The organism is Roseateles sp. Mitsp63 (genome assembly GCF_059491535.1).
In genome coordinates this window covers 5,451,504-5,473,213 of record NZ_CP168509.1, presented here as the reverse complement: position 1 = coordinate 5,473,213, position 21,710 = coordinate 5,451,504, and the positions used below count along the sequence as shown (strand labels likewise).

Annotated in this window: 16 protein-coding genes; 3 read left to right on the top strand and 13 right to left on the bottom strand. The window is 70.2% G+C overall.

Annotation, left to right across the window (positions count from 1 at the left end; translation table 11 throughout):
* Positions 1–2,355 (top strand): RHS repeat domain-containing protein, encoded by a 2,355-nt coding sequence (locus tag ACEN96_RS23745; RefSeq protein WP_495585487.1) that lies wholly within the window; start codon positions 1–3, stop codon positions 2,353–2,355.
* A 2-nt stretch (positions 2,356–2,357) separates the two neighbouring features.
* Positions 2,358–2,864 carry a hypothetical protein gene (locus ACEN96_RS23740; protein ID WP_495585486.1) on the top strand — a complete coding sequence of 169 codons (507 nt, stop codon included), beginning with the start codon at positions 2,358–2,360 and terminating at the stop codon, positions 2,862–2,864.
* A 113-nt stretch (positions 2,865–2,977) separates the two neighbouring features.
* Here ACEN96_RS23740 and ACEN96_RS23735 read toward each other — a convergent pair whose 3' ends face one another.
* From ACEN96_RS23735 to ACEN96_RS23725, 3 genes are all read right to left on the bottom strand, one after another.
* Positions 2,978–3,445 (bottom strand): hypothetical protein, encoded by a 468-nt coding sequence (locus tag ACEN96_RS23735; RefSeq protein ID WP_495585485.1) that lies wholly within the window; start codon positions 3,443–3,445, stop codon positions 2,978–2,980.
* A complete protein-coding gene (locus ACEN96_RS23730) occupies positions 3,432–4,733 on the bottom strand; it encodes a hemolysin family protein (RefSeq protein WP_495585484.1) in 1,302 nt (433 codons plus the stop codon). The genes ACEN96_RS23735 and ACEN96_RS23730 overlap by 14 nt, the downstream gene beginning before the upstream one ends.
* A 152-nt stretch (positions 4,734–4,885) precedes the next feature.
* Positions 4,886–5,248 carry a hypothetical protein gene (locus ACEN96_RS23725; RefSeq protein ID WP_495585483.1) on the bottom strand — a complete coding sequence of 121 codons (363 nt, stop codon included), beginning with the start codon at positions 5,246–5,248 and terminating at the stop codon, positions 4,886–4,888.
* A gap of 310 nt (positions 5,249–5,558) precedes the next feature.
* Between ACEN96_RS23725 and xopX the strand changes: the two genes are divergently transcribed.
* Positions 5,559–7,637: a XopX family type III secretion system effector gene (xopX, locus tag ACEN96_RS23720; protein WP_495585482.1), complete on the top strand. Its 2,079-nt coding sequence runs from the start codon at positions 5,559–5,561 to the stop codon at positions 7,635–7,637.
* Positions 7,638–7,649: 12 nt separating this feature from the next.
* On the opposite strand, the gene cobT is transcribed toward xopX, so the two are convergent.
* The 10 genes from cobT to ACEN96_RS23670 all read right to left on the bottom strand — a co-directional run bounded on the left by cobT (position 7,650) and on the right by ACEN96_RS23670 (position 21,699).
* A complete protein-coding gene (cobT, locus tag ACEN96_RS23715) occupies positions 7,650–8,693 on the bottom strand; it encodes a nicotinate-nucleotide--dimethylbenzimidazole phosphoribosyltransferase (protein ID WP_495585481.1) in 1,044 nt (347 codons plus the stop codon).
* Positions 8,694–8,710: 17 nt separating this feature from the next.
* A complete protein-coding gene (locus tag ACEN96_RS23710; protein ID WP_495585480.1) occupies positions 8,711–10,234 on the bottom strand; it encodes a cobyric acid synthase in 1,524 nt (507 codons plus the stop codon).
* Positions 10,231–11,346 (bottom strand): pyridoxal phosphate-dependent aminotransferase, encoded by a 1,116-nt coding sequence (locus ACEN96_RS23705; protein ID WP_495585479.1) that lies wholly within the window; start codon positions 11,344–11,346, stop codon positions 10,231–10,233. The genes ACEN96_RS23710 and ACEN96_RS23705 overlap by 4 nt, the downstream gene beginning before the upstream one ends.
* Positions 11,347–11,354: 8 nt before the next feature.
* Entirely contained in the window at positions 11,355–12,341 is a 987-nt protein-coding gene (cbiB, locus tag ACEN96_RS23700; RefSeq protein WP_495585478.1) for an adenosylcobinamide-phosphate synthase CbiB, read from the bottom strand.
* An 82-nt stretch (positions 12,342–12,423) separates the two neighbouring features.
* Complete coding sequence (gene cobO / locus ACEN96_RS23695) at positions 12,424–12,993, bottom strand: cob(I)yrinic acid a,c-diamide adenosyltransferase (RefSeq protein WP_495585477.1); 570 nt, start codon at positions 12,991–12,993, stop codon at positions 12,424–12,426.
* A 312-nt stretch (positions 12,994–13,305) separates the two neighbouring features.
* On the bottom strand, positions 13,306–15,414 hold the full coding sequence (locus tag ACEN96_RS23690; protein ID WP_495585476.1) for a TonB-dependent receptor: 2,109 nt from the start codon (positions 15,412–15,414) through the stop codon (positions 13,306–13,308).
* Complete coding sequence (gene cobN, locus ACEN96_RS23685; RefSeq protein WP_495585475.1) at positions 15,411–19,493, bottom strand: cobaltochelatase subunit CobN; 4,083 nt, start codon at positions 19,491–19,493, stop codon at positions 15,411–15,413. The genes ACEN96_RS23690 and cobN overlap by 4 nt, the downstream gene beginning before the upstream one ends.
* Positions 19,490–19,840 carry a DUF2149 domain-containing protein gene (locus ACEN96_RS23680; protein ID WP_495585474.1) on the bottom strand — a complete coding sequence of 117 codons (351 nt, stop codon included), beginning with the start codon at positions 19,838–19,840 and terminating at the stop codon, positions 19,490–19,492. Before ACEN96_RS23680 ends, cobN begins: the two co-directional genes overlap by 4 nt.
* On the bottom strand, positions 19,837–20,298 hold the full coding sequence (locus ACEN96_RS23675) for a hypothetical protein (RefSeq protein ID WP_343638289.1): 462 nt from the start codon (positions 20,296–20,298) through the stop codon (positions 19,837–19,839). The genes ACEN96_RS23680 and ACEN96_RS23675 overlap by 4 nt, the downstream gene beginning before the upstream one ends.
* A 9-nt stretch (positions 20,299–20,307) precedes the next feature.
* On the bottom strand, positions 20,308–21,699 hold the full coding sequence (locus ACEN96_RS23670; protein ID WP_495585473.1) for a cobyrinic acid a,c-diamide synthase CobB: 1,392 nt from the start codon (positions 21,697–21,699) through the stop codon (positions 20,308–20,310).
* Positions 21,700–21,710: the final 11 nt, after the last annotated feature.

Genomic DNA, 21,710 nt, shown 5'->3' with positions numbered 1-21,710 from the left:
ATGAATCGACAAGACAGGCACTCCAAGTGCCGGAGCGTGATCGCGTCTGCGATCGCAATGGCCTTCACCGCGATCGCATCGATCGCTCACGCGGCGACGCTGCCACCACCACCGGTCTCGCCCGCGCCCGTGACGGACTACGAGTACGACGCCAAGGGCAATCCGACCAAGGTCATCAAGGCCAAGGGCGTCTCCGGCTTTGGCTTCGCGACGTCAAACGCGTATGACGCGCTCGATCGTGTGAAGACCAACACGGATGCTCGCAACGGCGTGACGACGCTGGGCTACGACGGCCTCGATCAGCTCAAGCAGGTCACGGACCCGAGGCAACTGGTCACCTCGTACCAGCGCAACGGTCTGGGCGATCTGAATCAGCTCACCAGCCCCGACACCGGCACCGCCAACAGCACCTTCGACGCGAACGGCAACCTGCTCACGAGGACCGACAGTCGAGGCGTGCTGGGCACCTATGCATATGACGACGCGGATCGGATGACCTCGGCGGTCTACACGAAGAGTGGTCAGCCGACGCTGAGCTACTCGTGGACCTATGACCAAAAGGACGGCGTCTTCGGTTTCGGGGTCGGCCGTCTCACGACGGCCACCAGCCCGGCCGGGAACACCAAGTACGGCTACGACGGCTTCGGCCGAGTCGTCAGCGTGATCCAGACCGTTGGCTCAGTGGTGCTCACCACCCGCTACGGCTACGACTTGGCCGGACATATCACCAGCATCACCTATCCCTCGGGACGCGTGCTGACCATCGCCTATGCCAACGGCCAGCCGGTCAGCATGAGCCTGGCCAAGGACGCCAGCAGCACAGCCAGTCCGCTGATCAGCCAGATCCAGCTGACGGCTTTTGGCGCTCTGCAGAGCTGGCAGATGCAGCTGAACTCCGGCGCCAAGCTGCAGGAGCGGGTCTATGACCAATACGGACGCCTGGTCCGTTACCCGCTCGGCTCGGTGGTGCGCGACATCACCTACGACGCAGCCGACCGCATCGTCAGCTACACCCACCTGGATGCCACCACCGGCCAGGTGACCGCCGAAGCTCAGGCGATGAACCAGAGCTTCAGCTACGACGAGATGGGCCGGCTCACCGGCATCGTCACGCCGGCCAACTCCTGGACCATCGGCTACGACGCCAACGGCAACCGGACCAGCGTCAAGCTCAACGCCACGACGCGGACCTACACCACGGCCAGCAACAGCAACCGGCTCACGAGCATCGCCAACCCTACGCGCAGCTTCGGCTACGACGCGGCGGGCAACACGCTGAGCGACACGGGTCTGGCGTACACGACGACGATCCGGCTGGACAACCGGCTGGGCACGCTCACCAAGAACAGCCTGACGACGACCTACCAGTACGACGCGGGCGGGCAGCGGGTGCACAAGGAACACAGCGCAGGGCTGAGGGACTTCGCGTACGACCAGCAAGGGCATCTGCTGGGCGAGTACAACACCGCAGGTGTCGTGCAGGAGTTCGTCTGGCTGGGCGACACGCCGGTGGTGGTGATCGTTGGATCGGTGGCGTCGCCGCTGCCCCTGCTCGCGTACGCGGATCACCTGGACGCACCGCGCGTGCTCATCGACAAGACCGGTGCCGCGCGCTGGCGCTGGATCAGCGAGCCCTTCGGCACGACGCAGCCGGAGCAGGCGCCAGCGGGGCTTTCGCCGATCACGTTCAACCTGCGCTTTCCGGGGCAGTATTACGACAGCGAGTCCGGGCTGAACTACAACTACTTCCGGGACTATGACGGGACGACCGGGCGATATATCCAGTCTGACCCGATCGGTTTTGAGGGTGGAATCAATACGTACGCTTATGTTGGCGGCCATTCCGCGATGTCAGTAGATCCATTTGGACTCTTGGAATGGACAACAAATCGACGGACCGAACCTTTGGTTCCGGGCCAACCCTACACCTCCATGCCGGGAATGCCTTCGAGACCGGCCGGCCCCAGAACCGGCGGAAATACATCAATGGACTGGACGGTTTCGGCTCAGTGCGAATGCGAGGCGGGCGGCGCCAAGCTGAAGGAGTTCAAGGTTCAGTTCAGTACCATCGCACGAGTTCGAGGAGGACTTTCGAAGCCCGCTACCGCTTTCGCCACTAATGGCGAACTGGATCATGTCCGGGACTACGAGGCGTGGGCAGGAGGCTCAGGTCGTTCCTCCGCAGAGAGTTTGGAGGCGCGGATGAAGGGTTACAAGTTCAATAGCGTCGAGGAATGTCAGCGGCTGGCCGCTGAACGGATGTCAGCGGAACTCACCCGCAGCGCAATTCCGGCAGTCAAGGCGACCATCAATAAATGGGATGATTCAAAATTGCACGAATACCGGGGGCAATAAAAATGAAAAAGTATCTTCTCGCTGTTTTTCTGCTTGGGCCGGCTCTTGTCGCTCACGCGGCGGATCGTTGTCTTTTATCCGCCGAGCGCCAGGAATTTCTGTGGATCACGCTCTCAAAGGCTGTGCCAATTTCTTCGAAAGAATTTGAAGCTGAGTTCAAAATTGACAACAAGGGAAAAGCAACAGTTCATGTCGATGTCATCGAAGAAGGCGGGAAACGCTTCATCAGTGAATCCCAAATCAGCTATCAATTTCCCGACGTGAACGGGCAATGGGTAACGCTGCTTTCCGTCCCCGGTACATTCTCCGGAGGGACACCTCTTGCCATTCGACCTGGAACGACGGAGGTGATTCATGTGCCATTGCCGCCGAATGATCTCTTCTTGAATTTTCACGGACGGGCGCGAGCAATCTTTCGACTCTCAAGGCGCGGTATGTGTGCCGTGTCAGAGCCATTTCGAGCAGTCGTTGAGGACGGGCGTATCCTGTCCTTCCAGGACGGCCGGTAATTGATTCTTGCGACGCATTCGGCGGCGGCTGGCTTTCATCTCGGTTTCTTAATCACACACTCTCGTAAGCGCGTGGTTGCGTCTGCATTCTCGGAGTGGTCAATTCGCCGCACTTATCTTTGCTGGCGCATTCCGCCGGCCTTCGCCTCTCTCTCGCAATCCCTGATCACCAGATCCAGCAGCAATCCCGCCTGCGTCGCATACGTCCACTCATCGCTCTTGAGCAGCGTCGCCACCGGCGTCGCCTTCCCGCCGGCGTGGTCGATCAGCGCGACGTCATACGTCCTTGTCGCGTTGTCGAAGACCACCTCCGCGTCCATCGACCTCGTCAGCGTCACCGCCATCCGGCGCCTCTCCCTGCCGCTGCCTTGCTCAACCTCCAGCGAGCATCCCTCCCTCAGCGCATAGCGCCAGCGCTCGCCCGGCGCGTCCTTGCCGACGACGTTCAGCTCCGCCACGCGCTCCGCGTTGTTCATGTCGAAAGGGCTCACGATCGGCCGGTCTTCGCCGGGATAGCCCTCCGAGCACGCGCCCAGCATCGCCGCCGCCATCAGCAGCGCCGCGGCCTCAAGCCGCCGCATCGCTGAGCTCCCGGATGCGCGTCACCAGCACCTTGTCGATCGTCTTGCCGTCCATGTCGACGATCTCGAAGCGCCAGCCTTCCCAGTCGACCGTGTCCGCCTCCCGCGGCAGCCGGCCGGTGAGCAGCATCATCATCCCGCTGAGCGTGTGATACCGGCCGCGCGCCTCCTCGGGTACCTCGTCCAGCCCCAGGCTGTCCTTGAGTTCCGGCACCGGGATGTGCCCGTCGAGCAGCCACGAGCCGTCCTCGCGCTTCACCGCCCATGCCGACGCCGGATCGCGCGGCTGGAACTCACCCGTGATGGCCTCGACCAGGTCATGCAGCGTCACCAGGCCCTGCACCTCGCCGTACTCATCGATCACGAACGCCATGTGCACCGCCGACGAGCGGAAGTTGGCCAGCAGCTCCATGCCGGTGATCGTCTCCGGCACGTACAGCGGCGGCGCCAGCCGCTGATCCAGTCGCGGCGCGCGATCGCGCAGCATCTCCGACAGCAGCTGCCGCGCATTCACCACGCCGGCGATGTCGTGCAGCCCGCCGCGCACCACCGGGAACAGCGCGTGATCCGACGCCTCGATGCGCGCGAGCGTCGTCTCCATCGGATCGTCCAGGTCCAGCCACACCACGTCGCCGCGCGGCACCATCAGCGAGCCGATCTGCCGGTCGTCCAGCCGGAACACGTTGCGCACCATCGCGTGCTCGTGCGACTCGATGACGCCGGCGCTGGTGCCCTCGGCGAGCACGGCGTGGATCTCCTCCTCGGTCACGTTGAACGCGGCCGACTGCTTGACGCCGAGCAGGCGCAGGAGCGCGTTCGTCGAGCCCGACAGCAGCCGCACGAACGGCTTGGTCGCCACCGCGAGCGCCGCGATCGGGCGCGCGACCAGGCGCGCGACGGCCTCGGGGTTGGACTGGCCCAGGCGCTTGGGCACCAGCTCGCCGAGCACGATCGAGAAGTAGGTGATCAGCACCACCACCAGGCCGGTGGCGCCGCCGCTGGCGTACTCGGCGGGCACGCCGTTGGCGGTGAGCCAGGCGGCCAGCGGCCCGGCGAGCGCCGCCTCGCCGACGATGCCGTTGAGCACGCCGATCGAGGTGATGCCGATCTGGATGGTGGAGAGGAAGCGGGTCGGGTCCTCGCCCAGCTTGACGGCCGCGGCGGCGGCGCTGTCGCCGTCGTCGATGAGCTTCTGCAGGCGCGCGCGGCGCGCGGTCACCAGTCCGATCTCGGACATGGCGAACAGGCCGTTGAGCAGGATGAGGGCGAAGAGTAGGGCGATTTCCATGATGACGACGTCAGGAGCACCGGCCCGGCGAGGGACGGCGCGGAGGCACGCGGGCGCGATGGCACGGCGTGCGGCGATGAAAGGGGGAGGGGACTCGCGCCGCGTGGCGCGTGGCGCGAAGGGGCCAGGAGGCCTGGCGGCCTAGAGGCGCATCAGCCGCGAGGTGGCCGCAGCAGGGGCTGAGGCGAGCGCTGGGGCTCGTGGCAGCGAGGCGCCGGCAGCGGCGCCCAGACGGGCGCGGCGAGCCGCATGGGCGCGGCGTCCGGCTTGCAGTGGTCGGGCATGTCGTCCGAGGTGTCGCCGAGCTCGAAGAGCAATGAGGCGATGTCGGCGGCGTGGTCGTCGCCCGTCGCCGCGGAGGCGGGCGAGGCGATCGCGGGATCGGCGGGCTGACCGTCGATCAGCAGGTGCTGCGCATGCGCGACGCCCGCGGCGAACATCGTCACCCCGGCGGCGGCGATGCCGTAGGCGGGAACGAGGATCGTCAGGACGAGGATGCGAAGCCAGCGGGTCACGGGGCGGGATTCTATCGAGCGGCTCCGGGCCAACGCCCCAAAGGGCTGTTCACCGCGCCTCGGAGGAGCCGGTTGGCTCGATCGGCTCATCCGCGCTGTCCCGAATCCGCAAGCCTTCTTCGCCCAGTCTCGCCCGGCTTCGCGCCGCGCCGCGGTGTTCGCCCGCGCGCTCGCCATCATGGGCGTTCGCACGAGTTGGCGCCCATTGCAGTACGGGCAACACAGCGCCACTTCCCCGTTCAACCCAGAGCGGCCGGAAGACGGCGCCGCCGCGGCGCCTCACGCCTCCCGGCCGCATGAGGACCGCCTGATGCCGTCTCCCATCTCTTCCGCCTCCGCCTCGCCCTCGCGCCACGTCGAGCTGCGGGTCTCCGACACGGCGCTCGCCGCGCCCGCCGCGACGGCGTCCTCCCCCGCGCCCTCCGCCGCACAGGAATCGCCGATCACCAGCCGCCGCTCCGTCGACGCCGCCGGGATGCCATCCCCTGACGGCTCGGCAGCCTTGCCGCCTCGCGTGGCCTCCCCGCAGTCGCCCGCGGCCGATACCCACGCCGCCCCGCATGCCGACGCGTCCAGCTCCCTTCTCGCCAGCGTCGTCGGTGGCGTGACCGGTGCGCTCGGCACCGCGGGCGGCGCGGCCCTTCAAGGCTTGTCGAGCACCCAGGACGCCGTCGTCTCCGCCGCGAAGGCGCTGTGGTCCCTCAGCGACCTCCGGACCATGCTGCAACCCCATGCCGACGACCGGTCCTTCCTGGCGGTGCTGCGCGGCGCCGAGCCGGGACCCGACCAGGCCTTCACCTTCGCCCGCTGTCGCGAGCAACTGACCGCCCTGCGCGGGATGGTCGAGGGCGAACCGGGCATCGAGCCCCGTTTCAAGAAGACGCTGATGAAGGACATCGAAGCGATCGAGCGCGCCATCGATCCGCTGGAGCACGGCACCTCCGCGTCGGGCCGCGCGGCCAAGGCGCTGCTCAACCTGGTCAACCTGTGGCCCGTGATCGTGCCCAGCCCGCTGCTGGCCAACCAGGCCAAGACCTTCGCCTACACCGTGGCCGCCGCGGCCAAGGCCGTCGTCGGCGTGGCGGGCACCACGCTGCGTCCCACCGCCGACGGGCTGCCCTTCCCGCTGGGGGGCGGCGAGCTCGGCCGTCAGTCCGACGAGGTCCACTTCTATCCGGCTCTGCTCAACGCGATCTTCCTGTCCGTCGAGATGTCCAAGCGCTACGGCTCCGAGTCGGTCCGCCACCACGCCGAGGCCGTCGACCACAGCAAGGTGGCGCATGCCGGTTTCGCCGCCGCCGCCGGCACCATCCTGATCGCTCCCTTCGTCTGGGGCAGCATCAGGAACGGCGCGGCCAAGGCCGTCGCGCTCGGCGCGAACGCCGTGGCGGCCGGCATGGACAAGGCGGGCTTCTCCGGCCAGGCCGGCACGCTGCGCCGCCAGTTCACGCCGGGCCAGGTCGGGGAGGCCGTGCACGCCGAGCTGTCCCAGCTCTGGCAGGGGCTGGAGGATGGACGCCAGGCGCTGCAGCAGGCGCGCCGCGATTTCACCGATCCGGAGTCCGGCCTGGAGCTGACGCGCACGCTCAACTCGCAATGCACGCATCTGCTGGCCTCGATCGCGCAATGCACCAAGCGCCTGGACCAGGCCTTCCATCTCGGCGCGGCGCAGGAGCCCACCGGTGCCTCGATCCCGCGCGAGCCGCAGGCCCACCCCGACTTCGCGTCCAAGCTCGCGCTCACGCTGTTCGCCGCCGGCGTGACCGGCACCACCGTCTACCTGATCCAGCCCGACCCGATCGGCACGGTGGATCTCGCGGCCGACAGCGTGGTGGTCACCGCGGTCATGGCGCAAAGCGCCTGGAACCGGCAGACCACGCGCCAGGATGCGATGGAGCGCTTCAAGGGCATGGCCGCGACCAGCATGGTGATGGCCATCGCGCTCACCGCCGACAAGCTGTCCAAGCAGTTCACGCCCAAGGGCATGATCGAATCCAGCGCCTCCGCGCCGTACTACGCGAGCCTGGTCATGACCGCCATGGCGATGACGATGCCCGGCCCCGTCGCGCGCGGCGCGGAACTGGCGATGAACTGGGGCGGCGGGCAGCTCGCCGCCCTCGGCGGCCAGGTGGTCAACCTGTTCAAGGGGCCCGATGGACAGGCGCTGGCCACCATGACGCCGCGCTCGCCGGAGGAGCTGCAGGCGCAGGTGGCCCGGATCGGCGCCTATGTGGCCAGCCTGCCGGAGGAGCAGCGGCCGGCGTACGAGCAGCTCGCCGGCGAGAGCATCCGCCGGGCCATCGAGCAGGCCGCCGCCCAGTCGCCCAGCGCCTCGCCGGCGCGCGCGTCGGGCGTGTCCATCGAGGAGATCATCACCCAGCCCGCCTGACGGCCCGCCCGCTCACGCCCTGTCGCTGACGCCGGCCGAATCGAAGCTCGCCATCTCGTCGAGCACGCGGCAGGCCGATTCCAGCAGCGGCCAGGCCAGCGCCGCGCCGGAGCCTTCGCCCAGGCGCAGCCCCAGGTCCAGCAGAGGCTCTGCCTGCAGCGCGTCCAGCATCAGCCGGTGGCCATGCTCGTTGGAGCGGTGCGCGAAGACGCAGCGCTCCAGCACCGCCGGCTGCAGCCGCGAGGCCACCAGCACCGCCGCGCCCGTGATGAAGCCGTCGACGACGATCACCCGGCGCTCGAGCGCCGCCTGCAGCACCGCCCCGACCATCATCGCGATCTCCAAACCGCCCAGCGCGGCCAGCGCCGACAGCGGCTCCGTCGCGCGCGGATGCCGCTCCAGCGCGCGCGTCAGCACCGCCAGCTTGTGCCCCAGCTGCGCGTCGTCCAGCCCCGTGCCGCGGCCCACGCAGTCCTTCAGCGCATGACCGCCCAGCCGCGCCAGCAGCAGCGCCGCCGACGAGGTGTTGCCGATGCCCATCTCGCCCAGCAGCAGCGCGTTGCCGGGCCGCTTCTGCAGCAGCGTCTTGCCCGCCGCCACCGCCGTCGCGCATTCGTCCGCCGTCATCGCCGGACCCTCCAGCATGTCGCGGCTGCCCATCGCGATCTTGGCGATCAGCAGCCCCGGCCGCGGCTCGAAGACATGCCGCACGCCCGCGTCCACGACGCTCAGCGTCAGGCCATGCTGGCGCGCCAGCACCGACACCGCCGCGCCGCCGGCCAGGAAGTTCTCGACCATCTGCCAGGTCACGTCGGACGGATAGGCCGACACGCCATGCGCCGCCAGCCCGTGATCAGCCGCGAAGACCATCATCTGCGGATCGGCCAGGCGCGGCCGCTCCGTGCCCAGGATCATCCCCAGGCGCAGCATCAGGCCCTCGAGCCGGCCCAGCGCGCCCAGCGGCTTGGTCTTGCGGTCGATGCGATGGCGCAGCGCCGCCGCGAGCGCGTCATCGTGCAGCGAGGGGATCTCGGGGATCAGGTCTTGGGTGGTCATGGTGGACGTCTCGGACTTCAGGAGGAAGAGGGAGCGACGGGCGCCGCGGGAACCGGGGCCGGCGACAGCAATCCCATCAGCGCGCCGGGCGCGAAATGGCGGTCGATGTAGTCGGCCAGTTCATCGAAGACCTGGTCGAGCGGGCGCACCGGGCGCGCGAACAGCGCGGACAGCACCCGCTCGTCCTCGAACAGCCCGTGCAGGTAGTGGCCGAGCACCGGCCCGTGCTGCCAGCCCAGCGGCTCGCCCAGGCCATCGAACAGCACCGGCCGCGCGGCGGGCAATCCGGGATGCTGCGCCGTCCGGCCGTGGTGGATCTCGTAGCCGCGCGCCGGCAGGCTGCTCAGCGCCGTCCACGGCGCGTCGAGCGAGGGCGCGAAGTGGCATTCGGTCTCGCGCAGCAGCTTCTCGCGCTCGAACAGCGTGACCAGCGGCAGCAGCCCCAGCCCCGGCGCGTTGCCGTCCAGGCCATGCGGATCGACCAGCGCCTCGCCCAGCATCTGCAGGCCGCCGCAGATGCCCAGCACCGGCCGGCCCGCGGCCGCGTGCGCCGCGATGACGAGGTCCAGCCGCTGCGCGCGCAGCCAGGCCAGATCGGACGCCACCGCCTTGGAGCCCGGCAGCACGATCCAGTCGGCGCCGTCGAGCTCGGCCGGCTCGCGCGCCCAGCTCAGGCGCACGCCGGGCAGGTTGCGCAGCGGCTGGAATTCATCGAGGTTGGAGAGCCGCGGATAAGCGACCACGGCCACGCGCACGAGGCCGCCCGGGCCTGCGCCGCCGCCGGTCGCGCGGTCGTCGAAGACGCCGTCCTCCTCGGGCAGTCCGTGGCCGCGCCACATCGGCAGCGTCGCGATCGTCGGCACGCCGGTCATCCGTTCCAGCATCTCCGGCCCGGGCGACAGCAGCGACGCATCGCCGCGGAAGCGGTTCAGCACGAAGCCGCGGATCAGCGCGCGCTCGTCCGCCGGCAGCAGCTGGTGCGTGCCGAACAGATGCGCGAAGGCGCCGCCGCGGTCGATGTCGGTGACCAGCAGGCAGGCCGCGCCGGCCTCGCGCGCGGTGCGCATGTTCACGTAGTCGCTGCTGTGCAGGTTGATCTCGGCCGGGGAGCCCGCGCCCTCGATGACGACGACATCGTTCTCCGCCAGCAGCGCATGGAGCGCGCCGCGCGCCTGCGCCCACAGCGCCTCGCTGCGCGCGCGCCAGGGCGCGCGGCTCAGCGCCTCGTCGACCTCGCCCAGCACCACCACCTGCGAGGCGGTGTCCTTCTCCGGCTTGAGCAGCACCGGATTCATGCGCACCTCCGGCCGCGCGCGCGCGGCCAGCGCCTGGAAGTACTGCGCCGATCCGATCTCGCCCTGACGGCCGGCCAGACCCGGCACGACCCGCGCGTTGTTGCTCATGTTCTGCGCCTTGAACGGCGCGACGCGCAGCCCCTGGCGCGCGTACCAGCGGCACAGCGCCGTGGTCAGGAAGCTCTTGCCGGCGCCGCTGGTCGTGCCCAGCACCATTACGGCCCGGCCGCGGGGGGCGCTGCTCATCGGGTGTCTCCTTGCGGATGCGTCGTGTCGAAGGCGCCGTGCAGCGACGGCTCCGGAGGTGTCGGCGCATGGCCGCCGAAGCCGCGCATCGCGGCTTCGAGCGCGTCGACCGCGCCGGGCGCCTGCACCGACACGCGCACCAGGCCCGGCAGGCCGAACGAGGTCGCGTCGCGCAGCTTGATGCCGAGCGCGCGCAGCCCGCGCAGCAGTGTCTCCGGCTCGGTCTGCCACGGCGCGGGCATCGCCGCGAGCCAGAAGTTGGCCACGCCGCCGCCGATCTGGTCGAAACCCATCGCCGCCATCCGCGCCCATTGCTCGGCGCGCCAGTCGCGCAGCAGCGGCAGCGAAGCCTCGAGCTCATCGCGCACCGACGGCGTGGTCCAGGCCTCGAGCAAGGCCTGGCCCTCGGCGGACAGCACCCAGCTGGGCGCGAGCTCCGCGACGCGATCAATCCAGAGTCCGTCGCGCGGTCCGATCAGATAGGCGCCGCGCACGCCGGTCAGCCCGAGCGCCTTGTTGGGGCAGACCAGCCGCCAGGCGCCATCGGCGATGGCCTGCGGCAGCGCGCAGCCGCTGCCCAGGCGCAGCGCGCCATAGGCCTGGTCGACGACCAGCTGCGAGCCGCTCTGCCCGAGCGCGAGCGCCACCGCCGTCCACTCGGCGGCGCCGAAGCTCTCGCCGGTCGGATTGTTGGGATCGCAGACCCAGACCAGCGATGGCAGCGTCAGCGAGTCGGCCAGCTGGAAGGCGTCCTCGTAGCCCGAGACCTGCATTCCGAGCGCATGCGCCGCCGCGGCGTAGTCGCCGAAGCCGGGCTGCGGCACGCACACGCGCGTCACGCCGGACAGCATCGCCGCCAGCGTGAGCCGGCGGATCGCCTCAGAGCCGCCGGAGGCCGGCAGCACGCGGTCGTGGTCGACGCCATGCCAGGCGCCCAGGCGCGCGCGCAGCGCCGCGTAGGCCGGATCGGGATAGCGCAGCCGGTCGGCGCGCAGCACCGCGTCGAGCGCGGCCGGCGGCGGGCCGAGCGGATGGGCGTTGGTCGAGAAGTCGTGGCGCACCGGCGGGCCCGCGTCGGTGCCGCCATGGGTGCCGCCGTGATTGCGGGGCATGACGCGGCTCATCGCGCGCCTCCCAATCCCAGGCCGGAGACGAGCGCGAGCGCGAAGCCGCCGCGCAACGCCGTCGTGCCGAGCATCATGAGCGCCGCCAGGCCGAGCAACGCCGAGCCGGCAAGGCGCTGCGCGCGGTGGAGGTCGTCGCTGACGACTTCGCCGCCGCCGGGGTTCAGGCGATAGACGCCCGGCTTGCTGAGCGCGCGCCCGAGCCGCAGCGCCATCGCGCCCATCGGCCAGCCGCCATTGGGCGACGGCGTGCGCGCCGCCTCGCGCCACAGCGGCGCGATCAGCGCCGGCCGCGCCGCGACCAGCGCCAGGCCCGTCAGCCGCGCCGGAATCCACGACAGCGCGTCGTCCGCGCGCGCCGCCCATTTGCCGGCCCATTCCCAGCGGCCGCGGTAGCCCCACATCGCATCGGCGGTGTTGGCGAAGCGGTAGACCGCGGCGCCTGGCAGTCCGGCCACCATGAACCAGAACAGCGGCGCCACGACCGAATCGTTGAGGTTCTCGGCGAGCGTCTCGATGGCGGTCTCGCGGACTTGGGCCGGCGTGAGCGGCCGCGTGTCGCGGCTGACCAGGCGCGACAGCTGCGCGCGTCCCTCGTCGAGCGAACGCGCGAGCGCGGTCTCGACCGCGCCGACCTCGTCGCGCAGCATGCGCCACGCGAGCATCGGCTTGAGCGCGATGCCCAGCAGCAAGGCCGCCGCCGCCAGGTGCCAGGCGCCGAGCCAGGGCTCGACACCGGCGATCACCGCGGCTTCGATCGCCCAGGCGAGCACGGCGACGGCCGCCACGCCCAGCGTCCAGGCGAAGGCGCCGCCCAGGAAGGCCGCTTGCGCCGACAGTGCGCACAGCCGCTCGCCGAAGAGCGCCAGGAAGCGCCCCATCCACACGACCGGATGCACGCGCGCGGGCGGCTCGCCGAAGCATCGGTCGAGCAGCAGCGCCACCGGGATGGCGAGGGCGGGTAGCCAGGGCATCGAAGTCATGAGGGCGTCGGGCGGTGAGGCGGGCCGTATGGCGAGCAGCGTGGCGAGCGGCGTGGCCGGAATCAGGCGCGCAGCTTAGCGGTCAATCCTCGATGCCGCGCTGCGCGGGCACGCCGGCCTTGAAGTGGTGCTTGATCATGGTCATCTCGGTGACGGTATCCGCGAGGTCGATCAGCTCCTGCGGCGCGCCGCGCCCGGTCAGGCAGACGTGCACGTGGGACGGCCGCGCGCGCAGCGTCTCCAGCACCGGCTCCAGCGGCAGCCAGCCGTAGCGCAGCGGATACATGATCTCGTCGAGCACGACGAGGAAGTGCTCGCCGCCCAGGATGGTCGCCTTCGCCCGTTCCCAGCCGTCGCGCGCGAGCTGCGCCGAATGGTCCAGGTCCTTGCTCTTCCAGGAGAAGCCGTCGCCCAGGCCCTCGATGGGCACGCCGATCTGCTCGAACAGCCGGTGCTCGCCGAAGCGCGCGCTGGGCACCTTCATGAACTGGTAGATGTGGACCTTCTTGCCGCGGCCATGCGCCCGCAGCGCCAGCCCGAAGGCGGCGGTGCTCTTGCCCTTGCCGTTGCCGGTATGCACGAGGACGAGCCCGCGGCGCTCGCCGCTGGGGATGATGCGCTCGCGGTCGACGGGCGGTTGTTCGATTTCCATATCGGTGTTCCGTAAGTAGAGACCTGTCGGGGACCGTCTCGGTGGCTGATGGGTTCCCTCATCCTCCGCATGAACTCCCTCGCCCCCTGCCGGGGGCGAGGGGGCAGGGCTGCCCGCACCTGCCTTGCGCAAGAACTCCCTCGCCCCCCGCGAGGGGGAGAGGGTAGGGGAGAGGGGGTGCTTCGAAGGGCAGCAGCGCTGTGGCACGAGCCCCCTCTCCCCTCCCTCTCCCCGCTGGGGCGAGGGGGTAATACCGGGCGGCGCGCTTCTTGCATCAGCGGCGGTGGAAGTGCTGAGAACTCCTCGTGATAGTCAGATCCGCGCGCGCAAGCTGAGCCGGAAGGTCCGTGGCTCCATCGGATGGACGAGCCGCCCATCGATGCCCGCGCCCCCATTGCAGCCCGCGCCCTCGGCGCGCGTGCAGGCCGCGCCCCAGTACTCGATGTCATTGGCCTTGGTGTCGAAGACGTTCAGCACGTCCAGCCCCACCTGCCAGCGATCGCTGACCTGATACCCCAGCCGCCAATTGGCGGTGAACACGGCGCGCGACTGCTGGGTGCCGGTCTCCTCCAGCGCGTAGGCGCCCATGTAGCGCAGCTTGATGCCGCTGGACCAGCGCCCGGCCGGTGCCCAGTTGGCGGACAGCGACGCCGACAGCGGCACCGCGTTGGGCACCCGTCGGCCACTCCCGAACGCGTTCTCCGTCGCCTCGGCGAAGCGCGCGCGGGACCAGGCGACGTCCGCGTCGATGAGCCAGTCGCGGCCCGCCTGCACATCGTTGGACCACTCCAGCCCCACACGCCGCGACGCCCCGCGCGCCTCGGTCACGCCCTCATCGCCGACGAAGACCAGCTCCGACGCCAGGTTGGCCTGCCACAGCGCCAGGCTCGTCGTCCAGTTCGCGGCAGGCTTGGTGCGCAGTCCCAGCTCCGAGCTCTTGGTGCGCGCCAGCAGCGGCAGCGGGTCCGTCGCCGAGCCGTCGGCCGGATTGACCTTCGTCGTCGCGCCGCGCGCATCGTTCGAGCGGAACGCCCGCGCCCAGTGCAGATAGACCTCGGTATCCGCCGCGACGCGCGCGATCAGGCCCAGCTTCGGGCTGAACTGCGACTGGCGCGCCTTGCCGCCGTTGTCCATGTTGAACTCGCCACCAGTGGGCGTGATCGTCGCGCGCATCGTGTCCCAGCGTCCGCCAACGGTACTGCGCAGCCAGTCGGTCCATCGGCTCCCGAGCTCGACGAAGACGCCGGCGCTGTCCTGGCTGACGCGGTCCTCGCGGACCGTGTGCGTGCGCACGCGGTCCACCGTGTCGTAGAGCCCGAGCGTGCCGATGCGGTCATGCCGCCACTGCAGGCCCCAGGTGAGCTGCTGACCGGCCGGCAGCCAGGCCGCCGGCAGCTGATGCTTCAGCGAGCCGCCCCAGAGCTTGCGGTGATCGGCCTGTTCATGCTGGTCGCCGTCCGGCCCGTTGATGAAGCCCGACGGCGCCGAGAACAGGTTGAGCGCGTAGTCGATCAGCCAGGCATCCGCGGTCCACTGGCCGGTGCCCTGGTTGTAGACGAAGCCGCCGCTCAGGCTGTGACGGTGCGTGCGTCCGCCGTCATTCGGCGACAACGTGCCATAGCGGCCGATCTCGCCGCTGTCGATGGCGCGCTGCGGCACATGCTCGCTGGCGCGCCAGCCGGCGCTGTAGCTCAGCAGGTCGACGTGCGCGCCATTGCGCTCATCGCCGCGCGTCAGCCGCAGCGCCGCGTTGCGGCGATGCAGATCCTCGGGCTGGTCCCACGGACCGTCGTAGCGGCTGCCTTCCACCGCGCCCAGCAGCGTCCAGCCGCCACCGGCCTTGGCGCTGCCCGCCGCCAGCGCGCGCTGATAGCCGTAGGGCCCCGCCGTCAGTTGCGCGAAGGGGCGCTCGATCTCGCTCGCATAGCCGAAGCGCGCGGCGCCGGTGGTCGCGAAGTCGCCGTCCTCGGCCGCGAAGGCGCCCTTGCGATAGCGCAGGCTCTCGACCAGCTCCGGGATCAGGAAGTTCAGGTCCATGTAGCCCTGGCCATGCGCGTGGCTGGCCATGTTGACCGGCATGCCGAGCACGAAGGTCGCGAAGTCGCTGCCGTGGTCGAGGTTGTAGCCGCGCAGGAAATACTGGTTGGCCTTGCCGTCGCCGCTGTGCTGCGTGACGGTCATGCCGGGCATCGCCTCGAGCAGCTCGGCCGGACGCAGCAGCGGCCGCAGCGCGAGACGCTCGACGCCGACCTCGCCCTCGGAGGCGGTGTCGGCCTCGCCGAGCTGGGCGCGGCTGCTGACGCGGACGGTGTCCAGCGTGCGCGGCTCAGCCGCGTCCTGGGCCTGCGCCGCGCAGGCGAGGCCGGCCATCACGCCGGCGATCGCGGTGATCGTGAGGGCGTGGTTCTTGTTCGGATTCATGCGAGGCCCTGAGCGAGGCGGAGGTCGTTGTTGTCGTCGTCGTGGAGGCCGTTGCCGCCACTGCCGTGCCGCGCGCCCGGCGCGCGCCGCGATTGCCACATCGCGCCGCCGCACATCAGCAGCGCCATCGCGATCCAGGCGAGCGCCTGCTCAAGCGAGCGCTGCGTGTTCACACGCGGAGAGGGTTTCGGCGCGTCGGGCACGCGCTGCAGCGCGAGGCCGCGCACGGCTGGCACCGGTGGCACGGCAGGCGTGGCGCGCGCCGGCGCCTTCGCGGCCGGACGGGCCGCGGCGGCGGGCGCGGTTTGGCGCATCGAGGGCACGACCTGAGGCAGCTGATCCGCCGTCCAGCGCCGCACCGCGGCCAGCTCGTTGCTGAGCGGCGCGGCCTGCGTCAGGTCGCGGTACAGCGACGCGAGCTCCTGCCGCGTCTGCGCGTCCGGCTTCCAATAGCCCATGCGATCGGCCTGCACCAGCCGCTCCAGCGCCTGCGCATAGGCCTGCGGGTTCTGCTTGAGCCACTCGGGCACGCCCAGCCGGTGCTTGTCCTTGACCAGCACGTCGAAGAAGCTCTGCCAGTGGTCCGCGCGCACCGTGCCCGGCGCGACGTGCTGCCAGCCGAAGCTGTACTGCACCGCCTTGAGCACCTGCAGCGCGCCGGCCCAACCCTCGGCCTTCTGCGCCTGCAGCCAGCCGGGATGCAGATAGCGGCTCTGCATCTCGAGCGCGATCGCCTGCGCGGCAGTCTCGGTGTGCTGCTCCGCGGCGTCCTGCAGCTGGCTCACGTGCAGTGCGACACCGCGGGTGTTGCCCGCGACCTTGGCCGCCGCCGCCAGCCCGCCGAGATACTGGAACGGGTCATCGCTGCTGACCATCGCGTAGAGATGGCTGCTGCGCGACATCAGCGCCGCGTCGGTGTGGCGCAGGTGCGCGCCGAGCGCCTCGCGCGCCTGCGCCGGCGGCACGCTCAGCGGCTCGCCATCGACATAGGGCTGGCTCATCGTCGACAGGAACAGCTGGCCGAGCCGCGGATCGGTCTGCCCGTCCTGGCTCTTGAGGCCGTTGTCCTGCACCGCGTCGGCGATGCCGGTGCCGTAGTCGCCGGCCGGATTGCCGAACACGCGCGCCTGGGCCAGGGCCTGCGCCTGCGCGGGCTTGAGGCCGACCTTGCGCAGCTCGGCCGCGACCTGGCGGTTGTTGCTGGCGATGGCGTTGTCGGGCTCGGCCTCGCCGGCCGCGGCGACCGCCTGGTCGAGCAACTTCATCAGCGCGGGGAACTGGTCGCGGTAGGAGCCGGTGATCGAGAGCAGCACGTCGACGCGCGGCCGGCCGAGTTCGGCCGGGCTCAGCAGCTTGATCGACGACGGCCGGCCGGTCGCGTCCCACACCGGCACGGCGCCGAGCGCCACCAGCGCCTGCGCCTCCATCACGCCCTGATGCCGCAGCGTCTCGCCGGCCCACAGCGACAGCGCCAGCCGCGTCGGCGCGGTGCCCGTCCGGCGCTGCTCCTCGTACCAGCGCTTGAACAGCGCCTGCGCGGCCTCGAAGGCCTGCCTGGTCGGCAGCCGGTTGGGATCGAGGCCGGTGAGGTTGCGCCCGGTCGGCAGGCTCTCGGGATTGCGCAGCAGATCGCCGCCATAGGCCGCCGGAATGAAGCGCCCGTCGAGCGCGCGCAGCAGGCCGGGCATCTCGCCCTCGGTCGAGAGCCGCGCCGACATCTCCTGTGCCCGCAGCGCGAGCTGGTACAGCGCGGCCTGATCGATCGGTTTGCGCGCCGCGCGATTGGGGACGAAGGCTTCATTGCCGGACGCCGGCGTGGAGGGCCGCAGGTCCAGCTGGCTGGCGGCCTGCGGATCCTTCAGCGCCAGGTCGAGCCAGCGCGCCGGCCGTGCCTTGGCGACGCCTTCATGGTCAATGAGGAAGGCCTCGTCGATGTCCTCGCCGAGCGCCTCGATCAAGGGCACGCGCAGCAGCTGCAGGATAGAGCCGCGGCGCTGCGCCTCGTCGGGCACGACGCCGAAGACCGCGAGCCCCTTGGGCTGTGAGCTCTGCGCGAGACGGTCCAGGTAGGGATGCAGCAGCTCGAGGTAGCCGCTGAAGTTGGCCGCGATCTGCTCGGCGGTCCAGCCCAGGTCGTGATGCAGGTTGTGCTCGACGAACTGCTGGATCATCTGCCGCTCCAGCCCCTGCCGCGTGGGGCCCGGGTCGACGGTCTCCCACTCATGCATCAGCTCATGCATGTGGGCCATCTTGGCGTTGAAGCCGGCCGGCGCGAAGCTGGGCGTGCGGTGGCTCACCATCAGCGCGCGGCCGCGGCGCTTGGCGGTGAGCGCCTCGCCGAGGTTGTCGACGATGTAGGGATAGATCACCGGCACGTCGCCCAGCGGCAGCCAGACCGGATCGCGCACGTCGGGGCCGCGGATCTTGCCGGGCGCCCATTCCTGCGTGCCATGCGTGCCGAAGTGGATCACCGCGTCGGCCTGCCGCGCCCACAGGTAGGTGGCGAGGTAGTGGTGCGACAGCGGCGTCCTGCTGCGATGCATGAACGGGTCCTGGCCGTTGCGCAGCGTTTCCTCGCGCGGCGGCTGAGGCAGGACGCTGAGCGCGCCTAGCTTCAAGCGCGGAATGACGAACACCGGCTCGCCATGGAAGCGCACGACATAGCGGCTGGCCGACGGCGCGCCCCAGCGCGCGACGATGGGCTCGCGCACCGCCTGGGGCAGCGCGTCGAACCACGCGGTGTAGCGGGCCAGCGGCAGCGCCTCGGCCTGGCCGGCCTCGAGCAGCGCGAGCGGATCGGTGCCCGGGTAGTAGGCCGAGAGCAGCGGCTTCAGGCCGGAGATCCAGTCCGCCTCGGCCAGCGGCGTGACGGTGTAGCCGGCGTCCTGCAGGCCATGGCTGACGCGCTCCAGACTGCGCGGCACGTTGAGGAAGGACGCGCCGAAGTTGCTGCCGCCGGGCGGATAGTTGTAGACGAAGGCGACGAGGCGCTTGTCCGCATTGGCCTTGGTCTGCAGCGCGACCCAGCGCGCGGCCTTGCCGGCGACGCTGGCGGCCTGGCGATCGATGAGCTCGGGCTCGCCCTGCTTCGGATGCGCGACGACGACGACGGGATCGATCAGCCCCGCCGCTTCGGGCTGGGCGAAGTAGAACGGGATGTCGGACTGCGCGAGACCGGTCTCGCTGCCTTCCCACGCGGCCGCGGCATCCTGGCGATAGGGCTGCGTCTGCAGCACGGGCATGCCCCAGCGCTCGAAGGTGGGCTGCAGGCTCGCGCCTTGCGGCAGCAGGCTGTGGTTGACGATGACGCGGGCCTGGACCTGGCCGTCGCGCTCCAGGAGCTCGGACAGCGGCTTGTCGCTGAACTGGCCGCTGAAGGCCGCATAGGCGAGCAGCCCTTGCTGTCGGAACATCGCGAGCCAGCGATCCAGCCACGCGGTGTTGCCCTGCACGAAGTGATAGCGGTGGAGCAGGATCGCGACCGGCTCGCCCTTCAGGCCCTGCGAGGCGGCCCAGGCGCGAAACTCGGCGGCATCGGCGAAGAGCCTGGGCGCGCCGGGAAAGTGGACGCCGCGCTGCGGCACCAGCTGCGGCGGGCCGAGGTCGGGCAGCGGCTTGCCATCGAGCATCGCGCGCGCCAGCGCGAACGCCGCACGGGTGTTGGCGGGACCGCCGGCCTGCAGATAGGCACGCGGGCCGCGCTCGGTCCCGGCAGGCTCGCCGGCCGGGATCCACAGCACGCGCGAGGCGGGCAGCGCGGCGCGCTGCAGCGCCGCGTCGACGATCTGATGCAGGCGCGCCTCCGCCGTCGCATGCGGCGCATCGATCCAGACGAGGTCCGCATCCTTCAGCGCGCGCTCGAGCGCGGGATCCCTGTCCAGCGGCGCGCCGCGCAGCGGGTACTCGATCTGGCGCACCTCGAAGCCGGCGGCGCGGCCCTCGCGCTCGACCAGCGCGTGCTTGGCCGCGGGCGTGATGTCGACGCTGAGGAACAGCAGCCGCGATGCGGCGCCCGCGAGCAGCGGCACGCACAGCGCGGCCGCCGCGACGCCGCGCGCGAACAGGATCGCGGGTTTCATCGCGGCGTCGCGTCCTTGGCCTCGGCGGCGGAGCCGCCCTCGGGCACGTAGATGATGGAGCCGTCCTTCATCTTGTAGGCCACGCCGGCGCGCTCGCCCTGGCCCTCGGCGCTGCCGCCGTTGCCGCGGTACTTGATCTCCTGGCCGTCCTTGCGCACGACGATCTCCATGCCGGGCTGGCCCGGGTTGCGGATGATGGTCTCGTCAGCCTGCGACTGCTGCTGCAGCGCGACCGCGGTGAGCAGCGCCACGACCAGCACCAGGAACACGTCCACCAGGTTGACGGCGGACAGCATCGGATCGTCGTCCTCCTCGGCGAGGATGGACAGCCGGCGGCCGGCGCTCATGCCCAGCCCTTCTCGGCCTTGACGGCCAGCAGCTCGGCCAGCAGCCAGCGGCGGCGGATCGAGTAGACGACCAGCGCGATCGCCGCGGCCGCCAGCGCCAGGACGACACCCGAGAACGCCGAACTGAACACCGCCAGCGCCTGCTGACCCTGACCGGCGGCGACGCTCTGCAGCGCCGGGCCCAGCGGGACCATCGTCGCGATCAGGCCCAGCAGCGGCGCGACGCGGCCGAGCAGGCGCGGGGCCTCGAGGCGGCGCACGATCTGGAGTTCGAGCGCCTCGAGGTTGCTGTCGTCACCCACGGTCAGCAGACGGAAGCCAGGACGGCGGCGCTGCACCGCCTCCATCAGCGTGGCGCCAGCAGTCCACAGCGCGTAGACAAAGCCCAGGGCGACAAGAATCAACACGGGCCACAGCAGGGCCTGAGCGATGTGGGAGAAGCCGGATTCGAGCAGCATGATCGGGACTCAGTTCCTGGAATGGGATTCGGACACGGACTCACCGCCGAAGAACGCGGCGATGGCGGCCGGGTTCGACGGGAAGTAGTGATGGACATAGCTCGCGCGCAGCGGGCCGCAGGCATAGAGCGCCTCGGCCGCGCGGCCGGCATTGGGATTGCGCGCGGTGGCGATGGGCACGAGCGGCGTGTCCATCGTGGAGTAATGGAAAGTGTGGCCGCGCAGCTCGCCCTCGGGCCAGGCAACGGCCTGCAGGCCAAGCGCGGCCAGACGCTTCTGCAACGCGGCTCGGCCTGGCATCAAGGCAGCCATCGGATGAGCAGCGCCTTCGCTGTCGCTCAACTCGTCAAGCAGCACCAGCATGCCGCCACATTCGGCCAGCAAAGGCCTGTCGGCCGCCAGGTGCGCCTTCAGGTCCGCGAAGAAACGCGGATGCGATCGCAGCGCCTGCGCATGCAACTCGGGGTAGCCGCCAGGTAACCACAGCGCATCACACTCGGGAAGATCCTCGCCCGCGATCGGACTGAACTCCCGCACCTCGGCACCAAGATCGCGCAGGAGATCGAGGTTGGCCGGGTAGATGAAGGAGAAACAGGCATCGCTGGCGACGGCGATGCGGCAGTCCGCCAATCGGCGACCGAGCACGAGACCGTCAACCGGGCCCCCCTTTTTTCCATCTCCCTCCTTTGCTTGCCTGCCGGCAAGCAAATTCCCTCCTTGAGTTCCAAAAAGGGGGACCCGGTCGCCGGTCTCCGATACACCCAGCCGCGCGCCGAGATCCCAGGCATCAGCCCAGGCATCCAGCTGGGTGTCGAGCGCGGGGAGCTCCAGCGCCTGGACGAGACCGAGGTGGCGCTCGGGCAAGGAGAGATCGTTGTCGCGCTTGAGCGCTGCAATCAACGGAAGATCCTCGGGCAGACCCTCGGCGACCATGCGGGCGTGCGCGTCGCTGCCCACGCGGTTCGCGACGACACCCGCAACGTCGATGTCATCACGGAATCGAGCGAGGCCCGTCGCCAAGGCCGCGAAGGTCTGCGCCATCGCCGAAGCATCCAACACCACAATCACCGGCAGACCGAAAGCCGCAGCCAGATCCGCACTGCTCGGCTTGCCATCGAAGAGACCCATCACACCCTCGACGAGGATCAGGTCAGCCGCCTTTGACGCGTCGTCGAGCAGTTGCCTGCAATGCGCCTCGCCACCCATGAAGAGATCCAGCTGATAGACGGTGTGCCCGCTCGCGCGCGCCAGGACCATCGGATCCAGATAGTCCGGGCCCGTCTTGAAGACGCGCACACGCAAGCCGCGCCGGCGCGCGGATCGCGCGATCGCCGCGGTGACGCTGGTCTTGCCCTGGCCCGAGGCCGGCGCGCTGATGAGGAAGGCAGGACAGCCCGTCATGACATCGTTCC

Coding starts and splice junctions, on each gene's coding strand:
- ACEN96_RS23670 (WP_495585473.1), bottom strand. CDS start 21,699: ATGACGGGCTGTCCTGCCTTCCTCATCAGCGCGCCGGCCTCGGGCCAG.
- cbiB (WP_495585478.1), bottom strand. CDS start 12,341: ATGACTTCGATGCCCTGGCTACCCGCCCTCGCCATCCCGGTGGCGCTG.
- cobN (WP_495585475.1), bottom strand. CDS start 19,493: ATGAAACCCGCGATCCTGTTCGCGCGCGGCGTCGCGGCGGCCGCGCTG.
- ACEN96_RS23745 (WP_495585487.1), top strand. CDS start 1: ATGAATCGACAAGACAGGCACTCCAAGTGCCGGAGCGTGATCGCGTCT.
- cobT (WP_495585481.1), bottom strand. CDS start 8,693: ATGACCACCCAAGACCTGATCCCCGAGATCCCCTCGCTGCACGATGAC.
- ACEN96_RS23675 (WP_343638289.1), bottom strand. CDS start 20,298: ATGCTGCTCGAATCCGGCTTCTCCCACATCGCTCAGGCCCTGCTGTGG.
- xopX (WP_495585482.1), top strand. CDS start 5,559: ATGCCGTCTCCCATCTCTTCCGCCTCCGCCTCGCCCTCGCGCCACGTC.
- ACEN96_RS23740 (WP_495585486.1), top strand. CDS start 2,358: ATGAAAAAGTATCTTCTCGCTGTTTTTCTGCTTGGGCCGGCTCTTGTC.
- ACEN96_RS23710 (WP_495585480.1), bottom strand. CDS start 10,234: ATGAGCAGCGCCCCCCGCGGCCGGGCCGTAATGGTGCTGGGCACGACC.
- ACEN96_RS23705 (WP_495585479.1), bottom strand. CDS start 11,346: ATGCCCCGCAATCACGGCGGCACCCATGGCGGCACCGACGCGGGCCCG.
- ACEN96_RS23735 (WP_495585485.1), bottom strand. CDS start 3,445: ATGCGGCGGCTTGAGGCCGCGGCGCTGCTGATGGCGGCGGCGATGCTG.
- ACEN96_RS23690 (WP_495585476.1), bottom strand. CDS start 15,414: ATGAATCCGAACAAGAACCACGCCCTCACGATCACCGCGATCGCCGGC.
- cobO (WP_495585477.1), bottom strand. CDS start 12,993: ATGGAAATCGAACAACCGCCCGTCGACCGCGAGCGCATCATCCCCAGC.
- ACEN96_RS23680 (WP_495585474.1), bottom strand. CDS start 19,840: ATGAGCGCCGGCCGCCGGCTGTCCATCCTCGCCGAGGAGGACGACGAT.
- ACEN96_RS23730 (WP_495585484.1), bottom strand. CDS start 4,733: ATGGAAATCGCCCTACTCTTCGCCCTCATCCTGCTCAACGGCCTGTTC.